7 protein-coding genes, 10 tRNA genes and 3 rRNA genes are annotated in these 15,472 nt (G+C 44.9%); all 20 read left to right on the forward strand.

The features are described 5' to 3' along the window. Positions 1–109 precede the first annotated feature (109 nt). The 20 genes from LIT25_01060 (at position 110) to glmS (ending at position 15,307) form a co-directional block, all read left to right on the forward strand. Positions 110–1,644: ribosomal RNA gene (locus tag LIT25_01060) — 16S ribosomal RNA — on the forward strand. A 233-nt stretch (positions 1,645–1,877) separates the two neighbouring features. Continuing rightward, positions 1,878–4,807 (forward strand): 23S ribosomal RNA (locus LIT25_01065). Between the two features lie 128 nt (positions 4,808–4,935). Beyond that, positions 4,936–5,051, forward strand: a 5S ribosomal RNA gene (gene rrf, locus LIT25_01070). Together the 16S, 23S and 5S rRNA genes with 10 tRNA genes alongside form the textbook arrangement of a ribosomal RNA operon. A gap of 15 nt (positions 5,052–5,066) precedes the next feature. Next, positions 5,067–5,138 (forward strand) — tRNA-Asn (locus LIT25_01075). A 4-nt stretch (positions 5,139–5,142) separates the two neighbouring features. Further along, positions 5,143–5,215 (forward strand) — tRNA-Thr (locus LIT25_01080). Positions 5,216–5,234: 19 nt separating this feature from the next. Beyond that, positions 5,235–5,309: transfer RNA gene (locus LIT25_01085), tRNA-Glu, on the forward strand. Positions 5,310–5,356: 47 nt separating this feature from the next. Continuing rightward, positions 5,357–5,432: transfer RNA gene (locus tag LIT25_01090), tRNA-Val, on the forward strand. 64 nt (positions 5,433–5,496) lie between these two features. Then, positions 5,497–5,572 (forward strand) — tRNA-Thr (locus LIT25_01095). Between the two features lie 9 nt (positions 5,573–5,581). Next, positions 5,582–5,666, forward strand: a tRNA-Tyr gene (locus LIT25_01100). Positions 5,667–5,781: 115 nt separating this feature from the next. Beyond that, positions 5,782–5,856, forward strand: a tRNA-Gln gene (locus LIT25_01105). 142 nt (positions 5,857–5,998) lie between these two features. Continuing rightward, a tRNA-Lys gene (locus LIT25_01110) sits at positions 5,999–6,074 on the forward strand. A gap of 5 nt (positions 6,075–6,079) precedes the next feature. After that, positions 6,080–6,154 (forward strand) — tRNA-Gly (locus LIT25_01115). 18 nt (positions 6,155–6,172) lie between these two features. Further along, positions 6,173–6,245, forward strand: a tRNA-Ala gene (locus tag LIT25_01120). Between the two features lie 708 nt (positions 6,246–6,953). Continuing rightward, positions 6,954–7,859 (forward strand): arginase, encoded by a 906-nt coding sequence (gene rocF, locus LIT25_01125; GenBank protein USK34076.1) that lies wholly within the window; start codon positions 6,954–6,956, stop codon positions 7,857–7,859. A 189-nt stretch (positions 7,860–8,048) separates the two neighbouring features. Next, positions 8,049–8,612, forward strand: a complete 564-nt coding sequence (sigW, locus tag LIT25_01130; GenBank protein ID USK34077.1) for an RNA polymerase sigma factor SigW — start codon at positions 8,049–8,051, stop codon at positions 8,610–8,612. Positions 8,613–8,627: 15 nt separating this feature from the next. Continuing rightward, on the forward strand, positions 8,628–9,239 hold the full coding sequence (gene rsiW / locus LIT25_01135; protein ID USK34078.1) for an anti-sigma-W factor RsiW: 612 nt from the start codon (positions 8,628–8,630) through the stop codon (positions 9,237–9,239). A 209-nt stretch (positions 9,240–9,448) separates the two neighbouring features. After that, positions 9,449–10,270 carry a diadenylate cyclase CdaA gene (gene cdaA / locus LIT25_01140; GenBank protein ID USK34079.1) on the forward strand — a complete coding sequence of 274 codons (822 nt, stop codon included), beginning with the start codon at positions 9,449–9,451 and terminating at the stop codon, positions 10,268–10,270. After that, the gene (locus tag LIT25_01145) at positions 10,263–11,519 is read left to right on the forward strand and encodes a YbbR-like domain-containing protein (protein ID USK34080.1); all 1,257 of its coding nucleotides are present in this window, start codon (positions 10,263–10,265) and stop codon (positions 11,517–11,519) included. The genes cdaA and LIT25_01145 overlap by 8 nt, the downstream gene beginning before the upstream one ends. A gap of 32 nt (positions 11,520–11,551) precedes the next feature. Further along, on the forward strand, positions 11,552–12,898 hold the full coding sequence (glmM, locus tag LIT25_01150; GenBank protein ID USK34081.1) for a phosphoglucosamine mutase: 1,347 nt from the start codon (positions 11,552–11,554) through the stop codon (positions 12,896–12,898). Between the two features lie 606 nt (positions 12,899–13,504). Next, on the forward strand, positions 13,505–15,307 hold the full coding sequence (gene glmS, locus LIT25_01155; GenBank protein ID USK34082.1) for a glutamine--fructose-6-phosphate transaminase (isomerizing): 1,803 nt from the start codon (positions 13,505–13,507) through the stop codon (positions 15,305–15,307). Positions 15,308–15,472 lie beyond the last annotated feature (165 nt).

Consider the following 15,472-nt stretch of genomic DNA (forward strand, 5'->3'; position numbering starts at 1 on the left):
TAAGCCGTCACCACTGATGACGGAAATGATCTTTGAAAACTAAACAAAACCAAAAGCGTACCAAACGTTTTAAATTTTTGAAGTCAGCAACAAATTGAGTCGCAAATTTTCTTCGGAGAGTTTGATCCTGGCTCAGGACGAACGCTGGCGGCGTGCCTAATACATGCAAGTCGAGCGAACTTCTTCGGAGGTTAGCGGCGGACGGGTGAGTAACACGTGGGCAACCTGCCTGTAAGACTGGGATAACTCCGGGAAACCGGAGCTAATACCGGATAGTATCTTGAACCGCATGGTTCAAGTTGGAAAGACGGTTTCGGCTGTCACTTACAGATGGGCCCGCGGCGCATTAGCTAGTTGGTGAGGTAATGGCTCACCAAGGCAACGATGCGTAGCCGACCTGAGAGGGTGATCGGCCACACTGGGACTGAGACACGGCCCAGACTCCTACGGGAGGCAGCAGTAGGGAATCTTCCGCAATGGACGAAAGTCTGACGGAGCAACGCCGCGTGAGTGATGAAGGTTTTCGGATCGTAAAACTCTGTTGTTAGGGAAGAACAAGTGCGAGAGTAACTGCTCGCACCTTGACGGTACCTAACCAGAAAGCCACGGCTAACTACGTGCCAGCAGCCGCGGTAATACGTAGGTGGCAAGCGTTGTCCGGAATTATTGGGCGTAAAGCGCGCGCAGGCGGTTTCTTAAGTCTGATGTGAAAGCCCCCGGCTCAACCGGGGAGGGTCATTGGAAACTGGGAAACTTGAGTGCAGAAGAGGAGAGTGGAATTCCACGTGTAGCGGTGAAATGCGTAGAGATGTGGAGGAACACCAGTGGCGAAGGCGACTCTCTGGTCTGTAACTGACGCTGAGGCGCGAAAGCGTGGGGAGCGAACAGGATTAGATACCCTGGTAGTCCACGCCGTAAACGATGAGTGCTAAGTGTTAGAGGGTTTCCGCCCTTTAGTGCTGCAGCTAACGCATTAAGCACTCCGCCTGGGGAGTACGGTCGCAAGACTGAAACTCAAAGGAATTGACGGGGCCCGCACAAGCGGTGGAGCATGTGGTTTAATTCGAAGCAACGCGAAGAACCTTACCAGGTCTTGACATCCTTTGCCACTTCTAGAGATAGAAGGTTCCCCTTCGGGGGACAAAGTGACAGGTGGTGCATGGTTGTCGTCAGCTCGTGTCGTGAGATGTTGGGTTAAGTCCCGCAACGAGCGCAACCCTTGATCTTAGTTGCCAGCATTCAGTTGGGCACTCTAAGGTGACTGCCGGTGACAAACCGGAGGAAGGTGGGGATGACGTCAAATCATCATGCCCCTTATGACCTGGGCTACACACGTGCTACAATGGATGGTACAAAGGGCTGCGAGACCGCGAGGTTTAGCCAATCCCATAAAACCATTCTCAGTTCGGATTGCAGGCTGCAACTCGCCTGCATGAAGCTGGAATCGCTAGTAATCGCGGATCAGCATGCCGCGGTGAATACGTTCCCGGGCCTTGTACACACCGCCCGTCACACCACGAGTTTGCAACACCCGAAGTCGGTGGGGTAACCGCAAGGAGCCAGCCGCCTAAGGTGGGGTAGATGATTGGGGTGAAGTCGTAACAAGGTAGCCGTATCGGAAGGTGCGGCTGGATCACCTCCTTTCTAAGGATATATGAGGACGCTTTTGGTTTTTGTTTAGTTTTGAGAGATCATTCTCTCTATGATAGAAGACAAATCATCTGATTTGTCGGTTGTTCTTTGAAAACTAGATAACGTAATTGATAACAAGTAATTCACTGAGATTTACGCTTACCATAATTAGTGATTTTCTAGACATTTATGTCTAAACAAACAACGAAATGCGAAACGCATCTCATGATGCGATTGACCATTTAGGTTAAGTTATGAAGGGCGCACGGTGGATGCCTTGGCACTAGGAGCCGATGAAGGACGGGACTAACACCGATATGCTTTGGGGAGCTGTAAGTAAGCTTTGATCCAGAGATTTCCGAATGGGGAAACCCACTGTTCGTAATGGAACAGTATCTTTATCTGAATACATAGGATAATGAAGGCAGACCCGGGGAACTGAAACATCTAAGTACCCGGAGGAAGAGAAAGCAAACGCGATTTCCCAAGTAGCGGCGAGCGAAACGGAATTAGCCCAAACCAAGAGGCTTGCCTCTTGGGGTTGTAGGACACTCTATACGGAGTTACAAAGGAACGGGGTAGATGAAGCGACCTGGAAAGGTCCGTCAGAGAAGGTAATAACCCTGTAGTCGAAACTTCGTTCCCTCCAGAGTGGATCCTGAGTACGGCGGGACACGAGAAATCCCGTCGGAAGCAGGGAGGACCATCTCCCAAGGCTAAATACTCCCTAGTGACCGATAGTGAACCAGTACCGTGAGGGAAAGGTGAAAAGCACCCCGGAAGGGGAGTGAAAAGATCCTGAAACCGTGTGCTTACAAGTAGTCAGAGCCCGTTAATGGGTGATGGCGTGCCTTTGTAGAATGAACCGGCGAGTTACGATCCCGTGCAAGGTTAAGTTGATGAGACGGAGCCGCAGCGAAAGCGAGTCTGAATAGGGCGTTTTAGTACGTGGTCGTAGACCCGAAACCAGGTGATCTACCCATGTCCAGGGTGAAGTTCAGGTAACACTGAATGGAGGCCCGAACCCACGCACGTTGAAAAGTGCGGGGATGAGGTGTGGGTAGCGGAGAAATTCCAATCGAACCTGGAGATAGCTGGTTCTCTCCGAAATAGCTTTAGGGCTAGCCTCAAGTATGAGAGTCTTGGAGGTAGAGCACTGATTGGACTAGGGGCCCTCATCGGGTTACCGAATTCAGTCAAACTCCGAATGCCAAAGACTTGCTCCTTGGGAGTCAGACTGCGAGTGATAAGATCCGTAGTCAAGAGGGAAACAGCCCAGACCACCAGCTAAGGTCCCAAAGTATACGTTAAGTGGAAAAGGATGTGGAGTTGCTTAGACAACCAGGATGTTGGCTTAGAAGCAGCCACCATTTAAAGAGTGCGTAATAGCTCACTGGTCGAGTGACTCTGCGCCGAAAATGTACCGGGGCTAAACGTATCACCGAAGCTGTGGACTGTTCTTACGAACAGTGGTAGGAGAGCGTTCTAAGGGCGTTGAAGCTAGACCGTAAGGACTGGTGGAGCGCTTAGAAGTGAGAATGCCGGTATGAGTAGCGAAAGAGGGGTGAGAATCCCCTCCACCGAATGCCTAAGGTTTCCTGAGGAAGGCTCGTCCGCTCAGGGTTAGTCGGGACCTAAGCCGAGGCCGAAAGGCGTAGGCGATGGACAACAGGTTGATATTCCTGTACCACCTCCTCACCATTTGAGCAATGGGGGGACGCAGGAGGATAGGGCAAGCGCGCTGTTGGATATGCGCGTCCAAGCAGTTAGGCTGAGAAGTAGGCAAATCCGCTTCTCATATAAGGCTGAGCTGTGATGGCGAGGGAAATTTAGTACCGAAGTTCCTGATTCCACACTGCCAAGAAAAGCCTCTAGCGAGGTGAGAGGTGCCCGTACCGCAAACCGACACAGGTAGGCGAGGAGAGAATCCTAAGGTGAGCGAGAGAACTCTCGTTAAGGAACTCGGCAAAATGACCCCGTAACTTCGGGAGAAGGGGTGCTTTTTAGGGTTCATAGCCCTGAAAAGCCGCAGTGAATAGGCCCAGGCGACTGTTTAGCAAAAACACAGGTCTCTGCGAAGCCGCAAGGCGAAGTATAGGGGCTGACGCCTGCCCGGTGCTGGAAGGTTAAGAGGAGAGGTTAGCGCAAGCGAAGCTTTGAATTGAAGCCCCAGTAAACGGCGGCCGTAACTATAACGGTCCTAAGGTAGCGAAATTCCTTGTCGGGTAAGTTCCGACCCGCACGAAAGGCGTAACGATCTGGGCACTGTCTCAACGAGAGACTCGGTGAAATTATAGTACCTGTGAAGATGCAGGTTACCCGCGACAGGACGGAAAGACCCCGTGGAGCTTTACTGTAGCCTGATATTGAATTTTGGTACAGCTTGTACAGGATAGGTAGGAGCCTTGGAAGCCGGAGCGCCAGCTTCGGTGGAGGCATTGGTGGGATACTACCCTTGCTGTATTGAAATTCTAACCCACAGCCCTGATCGGGCTGGGAGACAGTGTCAGGTGGGCAGTTTGACTGGGGCGGTCGCCTCCTAAAATGTAACGGAGGCGCCCAAAGGTTCCCTCAGAATGGTTGGAAATCATTCGCAGAGTGTAAAGGCACAAGGGAGCTTGACTGCGAGACCTACAAGTCGAGCAGGGACGAAAGTCGGGCTTAGTGATCCGGTGGTTCCGCATGGAAGGGCCATCGCTCAACGGATAAAAGCTACCCCGGGGATAACAGGCTTATCTCCCCCAAGAGTCCACATCGACGGGGAGGTTTGGCACCTCGATGTCGGCTCATCGCATCCTGGGGCTGTAGTCGGTCCCAAGGGTTGGGCTGTTCGCCCATTAAAGCGGTACGCGAGCTGGGTTCAGAACGTCGTGAGACAGTTCGGTCCCTATCCGTCGTGGGCGCAGGAAATTTGAGAGGAGCTGTCCTTAGTACGAGAGGACCGGGATGGACGCACCGCTGGTGTACCAGTTGTCTTGCCAAAGGCATCGCTGGGTAGCTATGTGCGGAAGGGATAAGTGCTGAAAGCATCTAAGCATGAAGCCCCCCTCAAGATGAGATTTCCCATCACATTAGTGAGTAAGAACCCTGAAAGATGATCAGGTTGATAGGTCTGAGGTGGAAGCGCGGTGACGTGTGGAGCTGACAGATACTAATCGTTCGAGGACTTAACCACAGTCTAATAAAGTGTAAAACCTAAGTGAATCTTGTTATCAAACGTTATCTAGTTTTGAAAGAATAACTTCTTTCAAAAAAAAGCTTGAAATTTTTTGATTTCATAGTATAATAATTTTTGTCACTATGTCTGGTGATGATGGCAAAGAGGTCACACCCGTTCCCATGCCGAACACGGAAGTTAAGCTCTTTAGCGCCGATGGTAGTTGGGGGTTTCCCCCTGTGAGAGTAGGACGTTGCCAGGCTGGTGAAAATATTATTCCGCAGTAGCTCAGTGGTAGAGCTATCGGCTGTTAACCGATCGGTCGTAGGTTCGAGTCCTACCTGCGGAGCCTTGCTTCCATAGCTCAGTCGGTAGAGCACTTCCATGGTAAGGAAGAGGTCATCGGTTCAAGCCCGGTTGGGAGCTTACATTAAACTAATAAAACGGCCCGTTGGTCAAGCGGTTAAGACACCGCCCTTTCACGGCGGTAACACGGGTTCGAATCCCGTACGGGTCACCATTCAAACGTAAGTCTTACTATGTGAAATATCAAACAATCTTTTATGCGGAGGATTAGCTCAGCTGGGAGAGCATCTGCCTTACAAGCAGAGGGTCGGCGGTTCGAGCCCGTCATCCTCCACCATTAAGACATTGCAGCAGACGACTTTAAAAAGCGAATAAACAGTATTGTATTTCTCACTTAATATGCCGGTGTAGCTCAATTGGTAGAGCAACTGACTTGTAATCAGTAGGTTGGGGGTTCAAGTCCTCTTGCCGGCACCACTTATGTGTGGAGGGGTAGCGAAGTGGCTAAACGCGGCGGACTGTAAATCCGCTCCCTCCGGGTTCGGCGGTTCGAATCCGTCCCCCTCCACCACTTTATTTAGACAAACTTAACTGAATAGTTCTTGTCTAGACTGTAAATAATATGTTTAGTTAACATAAACCTTTTTACGGTCAATTAGAATTTTATAGAATACATACATAATTGATGGGCTATAGCCAAGCGGTAAGGCAACGGACTTTGACTCCGTCATGCGCTGGTTCGAATCCAGCTAGCCCAGCCATTTTTTGTGCCATTATCTCAGTCGGCAGAGCACGACCGAGTAATCATCGAAGCTTAGCTTCAGCACACAAATCGAGCCGCTCCTTGAATAATCTTTCTGAGATTTGGGTGTCTTGCAAAACTGAAGAGTGTTTTCTTATTAAGTGCCATTAGCTCAGTCGGTAGAGCATCTGACTTTTAATCAGAGGGTCGAAGGTTCGAGTCCTTCATGGCACACCATTTTTGCGGAAGTAGTTCAGTGGTAGAACACCACCTTGCCAAGGTGGGGGTCGCGGGTTCGAATCCCGTCTTCCGCTCCAGAACTTCTTTTTTATATCGGGGCCTTAGCTCAGCTGGGAGAGCGCCTGCCTTGCACGCAGGAGGTCAGCGGTTCGATCCCGCTAGGCTCCATCATAAGTACCCTGTAAAAACCGTTAGACTTTGATGTCTAACGGTTTTTTGTTTAGGAATAATGATTAAAAAATTTCATATAGATACGTGCTTCATAAACGTTCGTATCAATATATATGAATTCTATATCTTATCCTTTATGTTATAACAGTTTTCTTGTTGAATATGAGGCTTGCGAGTTGGAGATCAATTTCCGCAAGTTAAACCATGATTTTTGCGAGTCAGAAATAAGGTTTTACTAATTGAAAGCCGATTTTTGCTAGTTGGAGGGCGGTTCTAAATATGAAGTTCCATACACAGCGTAACCTCTTTCTTAATTAGCAGCAGCTTTGATTCATAATGGCCAACGGCAGCTAGTAACAGGCAATTTTATATACTTTTTTCATTGAATCATGAATTTTGCGAGCCGAAACCCCATTTTTGAACACTAATTCGCTCGAGTTGGTTATCGTCTTTCGTTAATTAAAAGCCGCTGGATCCAAATTGATGTTCATTTCAGATCGGTCATAAAGGGAAAGTAGAAATCCTGAAATGGTCAAATGACCAGGAAATGCTGACTCCGCATCATCTTATTACATATTTTCTAATATTTTGCCAATTATTTTACAGAAAACTCTGTATATATATACACGATTTTGTCGAGTTGAGTCATGACCCTTTTTATCAGTACAATAGAGACAGAGTTTCTTACTAAGGGGGATGATTTACATGAAAGAAAGAATATCAATTATCGGGGTACCAATGGATTTAGGACAAATGCGCCGCGGTGTCGACATGGGGCCTAGTGCTATCAGATACGCAGGGGTTGTAGAACGACTTGAGTGGCTGCAATATGAGATTGAAGATAAAGGTGATATTAAAATTGGACGTCCAAACCGTGAAGAGGATAGCTCTTCGTTAAATAATTTAAGAAATTTGAAAGCGGTGTCAGAAGGCAATTTAAAGCTTTCTGAACAAGTTGACGAAGTGATTCAATCTGGTTCGTTTCCACTGGTGCTTGGCGGAGACCACAGTATTGCCATCGGAACACTCGCAGGAGTTTCAAAGCATTATAAAGAACTTGGTGTAATCTGGTATGATGCACATGGAGATCTCAACACAGGCGACACTTCACCGTCAGGCAATATTCATGGGATGCCGCTTGCTGTAAGTATCGGCATCGGCGATGAGACGTTAACGAGAATTGGAGGCTACACTCCTAAAGTGAAGCCGGAAAATATTGTGATTATCGGTGCCCGTTCCCTTGATGAGGGTGAAAAGGAATTAATTAAGGAGAAAGGCATTAAAGTATATACAATGCATGAGATTGACCGTCTTGGCATGACTAAGGTAATGGAGGAAACCATTCAATATTTGAAAGAGCGTACTGACGGTGTCCACTTGTCCCTCGATTTAGATGGACTTGATCCGCACGATGCGCCAGGAGTCGGCACACCGGTTATCGGAGGCATCAGCTACAGAGAAAGCCATTTAGCGATGGAGATGCTTGCAGAAGCAGATATCATCACTTCTGCTGAGTTTGTTGAAGTAAATCCTATTTTAGATGAAAAGAACAAAACAGCTACAGTAGCAGTAGCTCTGATGGGTTCTTTATTCGGCGAAAAACTCCTTTAATTTTTTAAAAAAGACACAGTTTATAAACTGTGTCTTTTTTTTAAGAAAAATTTAAGGTAAACATGTTAAAAAGCCATCTACAGACAACCTAAAATTTGTTAAAATATTTTTATGCGAAAAAAATGAAACCTTTTATGCGGCTTATGCGTAATAAGGGGAACCCGCACTTGCGCGGGGGTAAGGGGTATCATGGAGACGATCGTAAAAAATAGGATTAAACAAGTTAAAAAGGGCGACCAGAATGCTTTTGCCGAAATCGTAGATATATATAAAGACAAAATTTATCAGCTTTGCTACCGCATGCTCGGGAACTCCCATGAGGCGGAGGATATAGCCCAGGAAGCGTTTATCCGGGCTTATGTGAATATTAACAGCTATGACATGGATAAGAAGTTCTCTACGTGGCTGTATCGCATTGCGACAAATTTAACGATTGATCGAATCAGAAAGAAAAAACCGGATTATTACCTTGATGCCGAAGTGACAGGAACGGAAGGGTTAACGATGTATTCTCAAGTAGCAGCTGATGTAGTTCTGCCAGAGGATCAAGTGGAAACAATGGAGCTTCAGCAAATGATTCAAAAAGAAATTTTAAAGCTCCCCGATAAATATCGTACTGTCATCGTATTAAAGTATATTGATGAGCTTTCTTTAATTGAAATCAGTGAAATTCTAGATATGCCGATCGGTACGGTGAAAACAAGAATTCACAGAGGACGAGAAGCGCTGAGGAAGCAATTAAGGCATTTATGATTTGAGGTGATAAGGTTGAAGTGTTCAGAACAAATGAAAGAATGGATCCATCAATATTTGGATCATGATATAAAGCAGCAAGATGAGCGAATCTTGAAAGAGCACCTTCAGTCATGCGCGGACTGCACGCAGCACCTGCATGAGCTTGAGAAGTCAATCGCCCTGGTGCAGAGTACATCTCATATTGAGGCTCCGATGGATTTTACTCAAGCCATCATGGAGCGTCTGCCCAAAGAAAAGAAAACGGTTGGTGTCAACAGATGGCTGAAGGGTCATCCATTGTTGGCTGCTGCTTCTCTTTTCGTGTTATTGATGACAGGCAGTTTATTTTCTTCCTGGTCAACTGATTCAGATTTCAGTGTTTCAAAGCAGCCTAATTTGGTTGTTGAGAATAATACGGTTACCGTTCCTGAAGGTGAGACTGTTGAGGGAGATGTAACGGTTAAAGGCGGAACTATCAATATTGAAGGCAAAGTTGAAGGAAACGTCACGGTAATTAACGGAGAGAAGTATATGGCTTCTGCCGGACAGGTGACAGGTGATGTTGAAGAGATCAATGAGGCTTTTGAGTGGATTTGGTATCAAATGAAATCTCTTTCCAAAGAGGTTGTCGCCATATTTAAGTAAAGGTCACCTTTTGTATAAGGGGCCTCTTTTGTGCTGTACCATGCGTGAGACTCTGGCTAAAAAGATAATCCGGTATTTTTTGCCGAAGTCTTATCTGCCGGCATGCGATTTGCTTATGTGAGTACAATCCGGTTTAATTGCAGAATATATGGTATAATATCGTAGTTATAGTCCTATGCAAATGACTAAAACTGATGGAGGAAGAGAATATGGCACTTGAGGAATTTCCACTACTGCATTACCTCGGCATCGCCGTTGATATTCTCCTGGTTTGGTTCGTTATATATAAGTTGATTATGGTGATACGGGGAACGAAGGCCGTTCAGCTGCTGAAAGGCATTATCGTTATTATTCTCGTTCGTACACTCAGCCAGTACTTAGGGCTGCAGACCTTGCAATGGCTCATGGACCAAGCATTAACATGGGGTTTTCTTGCGATCATTATTATTTTCCAGCCTGAGCTGCGAAGGGCGCTAGAGCAACTGGGCAGAGGAAAATTATTCTCAAGAAGCGGAGCTCCAGAGGAGGAAGAACAACAAAAAATAATCGATGCCATCATAAAAGCGACAGATTATATGGCAAAACGAAGAATTGGCGCTTTAGTTACGATTGAAAAAGAAACAGGGATGAGTGATTACATAGAAACGGGCATACCGCTTCATTCAGCTCTCTCTTCTGAGCTTTTAATTAATATCTTTATCCCGAATACTCCGCTTCACGATGGAGCTGTTATTCTCCAGAAGAATCAGATTGCTGCGGCAGCATGTTATCTGCCTCTTTCCGAAAGTCCTTTTATTTCAAAAGAATTAGGGACAAGGCACCGGGCAGCAGTTGGGATCAGTGAAGTAACCGATAGCATTACGATAGTCGTTTCTGAAGAAACGGGCAGTATTTCTGTGACCAGAAACGGAGAGCTTCACAGAAATCTAACCGTTGAAGCTTTAAGTGAAATCTTGGTTTCCGAATTTGGAAAGCAGGCAAAGGTCACTTCCTCAAACCTATGGCAGTGGAGGGGGAAGAAAAATGGATAAGATGATTAATAATCATTGGGTAATGAGAATAATTGCACTGTTAATGGCGCTCATTCTTTATGTATCTGTTAATATCGAAACGCCGGCTCCGAAAAAACAGCCGGGGCCAGTAACATCCGTATTTCCATCTGCGCCTGCAAAAGACACAGAAACAATTCCCGATGTTGAAGTGAAAACGTATTTGGATCAAGAAGATGTTATTGTGACAGGAGTGCCTGAAACGGTAGCTGTTACGCTAAGCGGGCCAACTAATTCATTATTAAAGGCAAAGCAGCTTAAAGATTTTGAAATTTATGCTGAGCTCTCGGATCTGTCCATCGGCTCACACCGGGTTCAATTAAAGCATAAGAATATACCGGATAATCTTGAAGTGAAATTGAACCCTTCCATTATCACTGTAAATGTGGAGGAGAAAGTTACCCGGGATTTTCCGGTACAAGTGGATTTTATAAATAAAGACCAGATTGAAACTGGTTATACCGCACAGGATCCAATTGTTAAACCGAGTGTTGTTAGAGTAACCGGATCTAAAACTCTTATTGACAACATTGCTCTGATCAAGTCGAGGGTGAATCTGCAAAATGCTAATGAAACCATTGAGCAAGAATCAAAGGTCACGGTATATGACGGCGACGGAAACATCCTGCCTTTAGAGGTCTACCCTTCGGTTGTTGATGTGACAGTGCCGATTACAAGTCCAAGCAAAAAGCTTCCTTTTAAACTTATGAATGAAGGCGAGCTTGGAGAAGGATTAAGCATCTCAAACATTGAAGCAGTGCCGAATGAAGTGACCATATACGGACCGCTGGATGTGATTAATCCGCTTGAATTTATAAATGGTGTAACTGTAGATTTAAGCAAAATCAAAGATGATACCGTTCTTGATGTAGATATTCCTGTACCTGACGGAGTGACAAAAGTAAGTCCCGAAAAAATCCAAATTAAAGTTGACGTTGAAAAAGAAGAAGAAAAAGTACTTGAGAATCTGCCTGTTAATATCCGGGGTTTAGGGGAAGGGAAGATTATACAGTTCCTTGATCCGGAATCCGAAGAGCTCGATTTAAGCGTTGTAGGAGCACCTAGTGTATTGAAAAATATTAAGCCGTCTGATCTTGAATTATTTGTTAATGTGACAGATCTGTCGGACGGAGAGCATGATGTTAAGGTAGAAGTGAATGGGCCGCAGGGTATTAAATGGACCCTTCCTGTAGATGAAGTAAAAGTAAAAATTTCTTCTAAACAATCATGATGATTGAAACTGTCTAAAGGAGCGATAAAAGAATGGGAAAGTATTTTGGAACAGATGGAGTAAGAGGCGTTGCAAATAGTGAATTAACACCTGAATTAGCGTTTAAAATCGGTCGTTTTGGAGGTTACGTTTTAACAAAAAATGCGAACCGTCCAAAAGTGTTAATCGGAAGAGATACACGTATTTCAGGTCATATGCTAGAAGGTGCGCTAGTTGCAGGACTGCTCTCTATCGGTGCTGAGGTGATGCGTTTAGGAGTTATTTCAACACCTGGTGTTTCATATTTAACAAAGGCTCTTGGAGCACAAGCGGGTGTTATGATTTCTGCCTCACATAATCCTGTTCAAGATAACGGAATTAAATTCTTTGGTCCTGACGGTTTTAAATTGTCAGATGAGCAGGAATTTGAAATAGAAGGTTTAATGGATCAGGAAGAAGACACACTGCCAAGACCTGTTGGCGCTGATCTGGGACAAGTTAATGACTATTTCGAAGGCGGTCAGAAATATCTTCAATTCCTGAAACAAACAGTAGACGAAGATTTCACAGCCATCCACGTTGCACTTGACTGTGCACATGGTGCTACGTCTTCTCTTGCAACGCACTTGTTTGCAGATCTTGATGCCGATGTTTCAACTATGGGCACAACTCCAAATGGATTGAATATTAATGATGGTGTAGGTTCTACACACCCAAAAGCATTAGCCGGTTTCCTTATGGAAAAAGGCGCCGATATCGGGCTTGCTTTTGACGGTGATGGAGACCGCCTGATTGCTGTTGATGAAAAAGGTCAAATCGTTGATGGCGATCAAATCATGTTTATTTGTGCAAAATTCCTTAATGAGCACGGAAGATTGAAGAAAGAAACAGTTGTCTCTACAATCATGAGCAACCTTGGTTTTTATAAAGCAATTGAAGCAAACAACATGAAGAGTTCACAAACGGCTGTAGGAGACCGTTATGTTGTGGAAGAAATGAAAAAAGGAGATTATAATCTTGGCGGCGAGCAATCTGGCCATATTATCTTCCTTGATCATAATACAACGGGTGATGGTCTGCTTACAGCTATTCAATTAGTGAATATCATGAAAGTGACTGGCAAGCCTTTATCCGAGCTTGCAGCTGAAATGAAAAAGTTCCCTCAGTTGCTTATTAATGTGAAGGTAACGGATAAGCATAAGGTAACGGACAACATGAAAGTGAAGCAGGTCATTACTGAAGTAGAGAGTGAAATGAATGGAGACGGACGCATTCTTGTCCGCCCTTCAGGCACAGAGCCGCTTGTACGTGTAATGGCAGAAGCTCCAACAGCAGAATTATGTGAGAAGTATGTTACGCGCATCGTTGCTGTAGTGAAAGAAGAAATGGGTACGGAATAAAGCAAATGCGGGTCTGCCGATAAGACAGGCCCTTTTTCTATTCTCACCTGCTTTAATTTAACTGAATTTCACAGTCATAAACCTGATGGAACAAGTCGAATACTATAACCATACCTCATTGTTTCTTGACTTTTTATCTTCAACGCAGCTGGGCAGTGCTTGACTGCGGAATGTTTGAGTTGCTGATGAAATAGGGTATTTCAGTCAAGAACAATCTTTTCAAAAAAACATATACTGAAGAGTGCATCTTTCTAAGCACATTTGCTAGGTACTGAATTGACGATTTGAAGGTTAATATAGTATGATTACTTTTGTGTTTTTATTTTAGAATGGAAAGGGGCATTGTGAGGTTGTATTAATGAAAAGCGCCTGAACTAAGCGGACCGAAAATAGCTTAGTTGACGAGGATGGAGGATTATCGAAAGTTCGGCGGATGCCTCCCGGTTGACGATTACAGCCGTAAGCTCTCTCCTAAAAACAAAGAGGCAACTTTTTGCACAAAGGGAAGAACGTAATCAAACTAAAAAATATAGACATGTGTGAGGGGACAGCAGAAGGTCCCCGTGGCTTGACCTGTCCCCCGCCTATTTGGGAGGATACTTTATTATGTGCGGAATTGTAGGATATATTGGACAACAGGATACGAAAGAAATCTTATTGCGTGGACTAGAAAAGCTTGAATATCGCGGATATGACTCAGCGGGCATTGCCGTAATCAATGAAGACGGAGTGCATGTTTTTAAAGAAAAAGGACGCATTGCCATTCTTCGTGAAGTAGTGGATGCAAATGTAATGTCTACAGCAGGGATTGGACATACCCGCTGGGCGACTCACGGTGCACCAAGCAAACGCAATTCACATCCGCATCAAAGTGCATCAAGCCGCTTTACGCTAGTGCACAATGGTGTTATTGAAAACTATTCAAGCTTGAAACGCGAATATCTTCAGGATGTTATGCTAGTCAGTGATACAGATACAGAAGTAGTTGTTCAGGTCATTGAACAATTCGTTAATAAAGGAGCGGACGTGGAAGAAGCGTTCAGCCAAACACTTTCCATTTTAAAAGGTTCTTATGCGATCGCGCTTTTAGACAATCAAAATCCAGATACGATTTTTGTTGCTAAAAATAAAAGCCCATTGCTTGTTGGTCTTGGAGAAGGCTTCAACGTTGTTGCATCTGATGCAATGGCTATGCTGCAGGTAACAGACCAATATGTAGAATTGATGGATAAAGAAATCGTCATTGTGAAACGTGAAGCTGTTACAATCAAAAACCTTCAAGGTGAAACAATTGACCGTGCTCCTTATACAGCTGAATTAGATGCAAGTGATATTGAAAAAGGAACATACCCTCACTATATGTTAAAAGAAGTGGATGAGCAGCCGCTTGTTATGCGCAAAATCATCCAAAAATATCAAAATGATCAAGGCAAGCTGACAATGGACCCAGCAATTGTAGATGCTATCAACACTTCAGACCGCCTCTATATCGTAGCGTGCGGAACAAGCTACCATGCAGGTCTTGTCGGTAAGCAATTCATTGAAAGATGGGCTAAGAAACCGGTTGAGGTTCACGTTGCAAGTGAATTCTCATATAACATGCCGATTTTATCAGAGAAGCCATTATTCATCTTCATCTCACAAAGCGGTGAGACTGCAGACAGCCGTGCCGTTCTTGTTCAAATTAAAGAACTTGGCTACCAGTCTTTAACCATTACAAACGTACCTGGTTCAACCCTTTCACGTGAAGCGAACCACACGTTATTGCTTCATGCAGGTCCTGAAATCGCTGTTGCTTCAACGAAAGCTTATACAGCACAATTAGGCGTTCTTGCCATTCTTGCAGCTGTAACAGCTGAAGCTAGAGGTGTAGAGTTAAGCTTTGATCTTGTAAATGAGCTTGGCATCGTGGCAAATGCAATGGAAGTCCTTTGCGATCAGAAAGACGAAATGGAGTACATTGCACGCGAATACCTTTCAACAACACGCAACTGCTTCTTCATCGGCCGTTCCGTTGACTACTATGTAGGACTTGAAGGTGCGCTTAAACTAAAAGAAATCTCTTACATCCAGGCAGAAGGATTTGCCGGTGGAGAGCTTAAGCACGGTACAATCGCGCTGATTGAAAACGGCACGCCTGTTATCGCGCTTGCAACACAAGAGCATGTAAACTTAAGCATCCGCGGAAACGTTAAAGAAGTAGCAGCACGCGGAGCTAATCCATGCATCATCTCGCTTAAAGGTCTAGAAGAAGAAGATGACCGTTTCGTTCTTCCTGCAATCCATGAGGAACTTACACCACTTGCTTCTGTTATTCCTTTACAGCTGATTGCTTACTATGCAGCCCTTCACAGAGGCTGTGACGTTGATAAACCGCGTAACCTTGCTAAGAGTGTTACGGTTGAGTAAGAGGGATTATAGAGAAACAGCGACTTGTAGACCGACAACAAAGTTGAAGTCGTTTAAAAACAAATAAAGTTGTTTAAAAGTGGCATGGATTTGCGTTTTCATGCCACTTTTTTCTATTTTTAAGTATAATAATTGTAAGAATATGTCGGTATTCTTCAGTTTAAA

Origin of the sequence: Bacillus sp. F19 (genome assembly GCA_023823795.1) — a bacterium.
In the GTDB taxonomy this organism is placed as follows: domain Bacteria; phylum Bacillota; class Bacilli; order Bacillales; family Bacillaceae; genus Bacillus_P.

What these genes read in the sequence shown, in the direction of transcription:
- rocF (USK34076.1), top strand. Translation starts at nt 6,954, where the DNA reads ATGAAAGAAAGAATATCAATTATCGGGGTACCAATGGATTTAGGACAA.
- sigW (USK34077.1), top strand. Translation starts at nt 8,049, where the DNA reads ATGGAGACGATCGTAAAAAATAGGATTAAACAAGTTAAAAAGGGCGAC.
- cdaA (USK34079.1), top strand. Translation starts at nt 9,449, where the DNA reads ATGGCACTTGAGGAATTTCCACTACTGCATTACCTCGGCATCGCCGTT.
- LIT25_01145 (USK34080.1), top strand. Translation starts at nt 10,263, where the DNA reads ATGGATAAGATGATTAATAATCATTGGGTAATGAGAATAATTGCACTG.
- glmM (USK34081.1), top strand. Translation starts at nt 11,552, where the DNA reads ATGGGAAAGTATTTTGGAACAGATGGAGTAAGAGGCGTTGCAAATAGT.
- glmS (USK34082.1), top strand. Translation starts at nt 13,505, where the DNA reads ATGTGCGGAATTGTAGGATATATTGGACAACAGGATACGAAAGAAATC.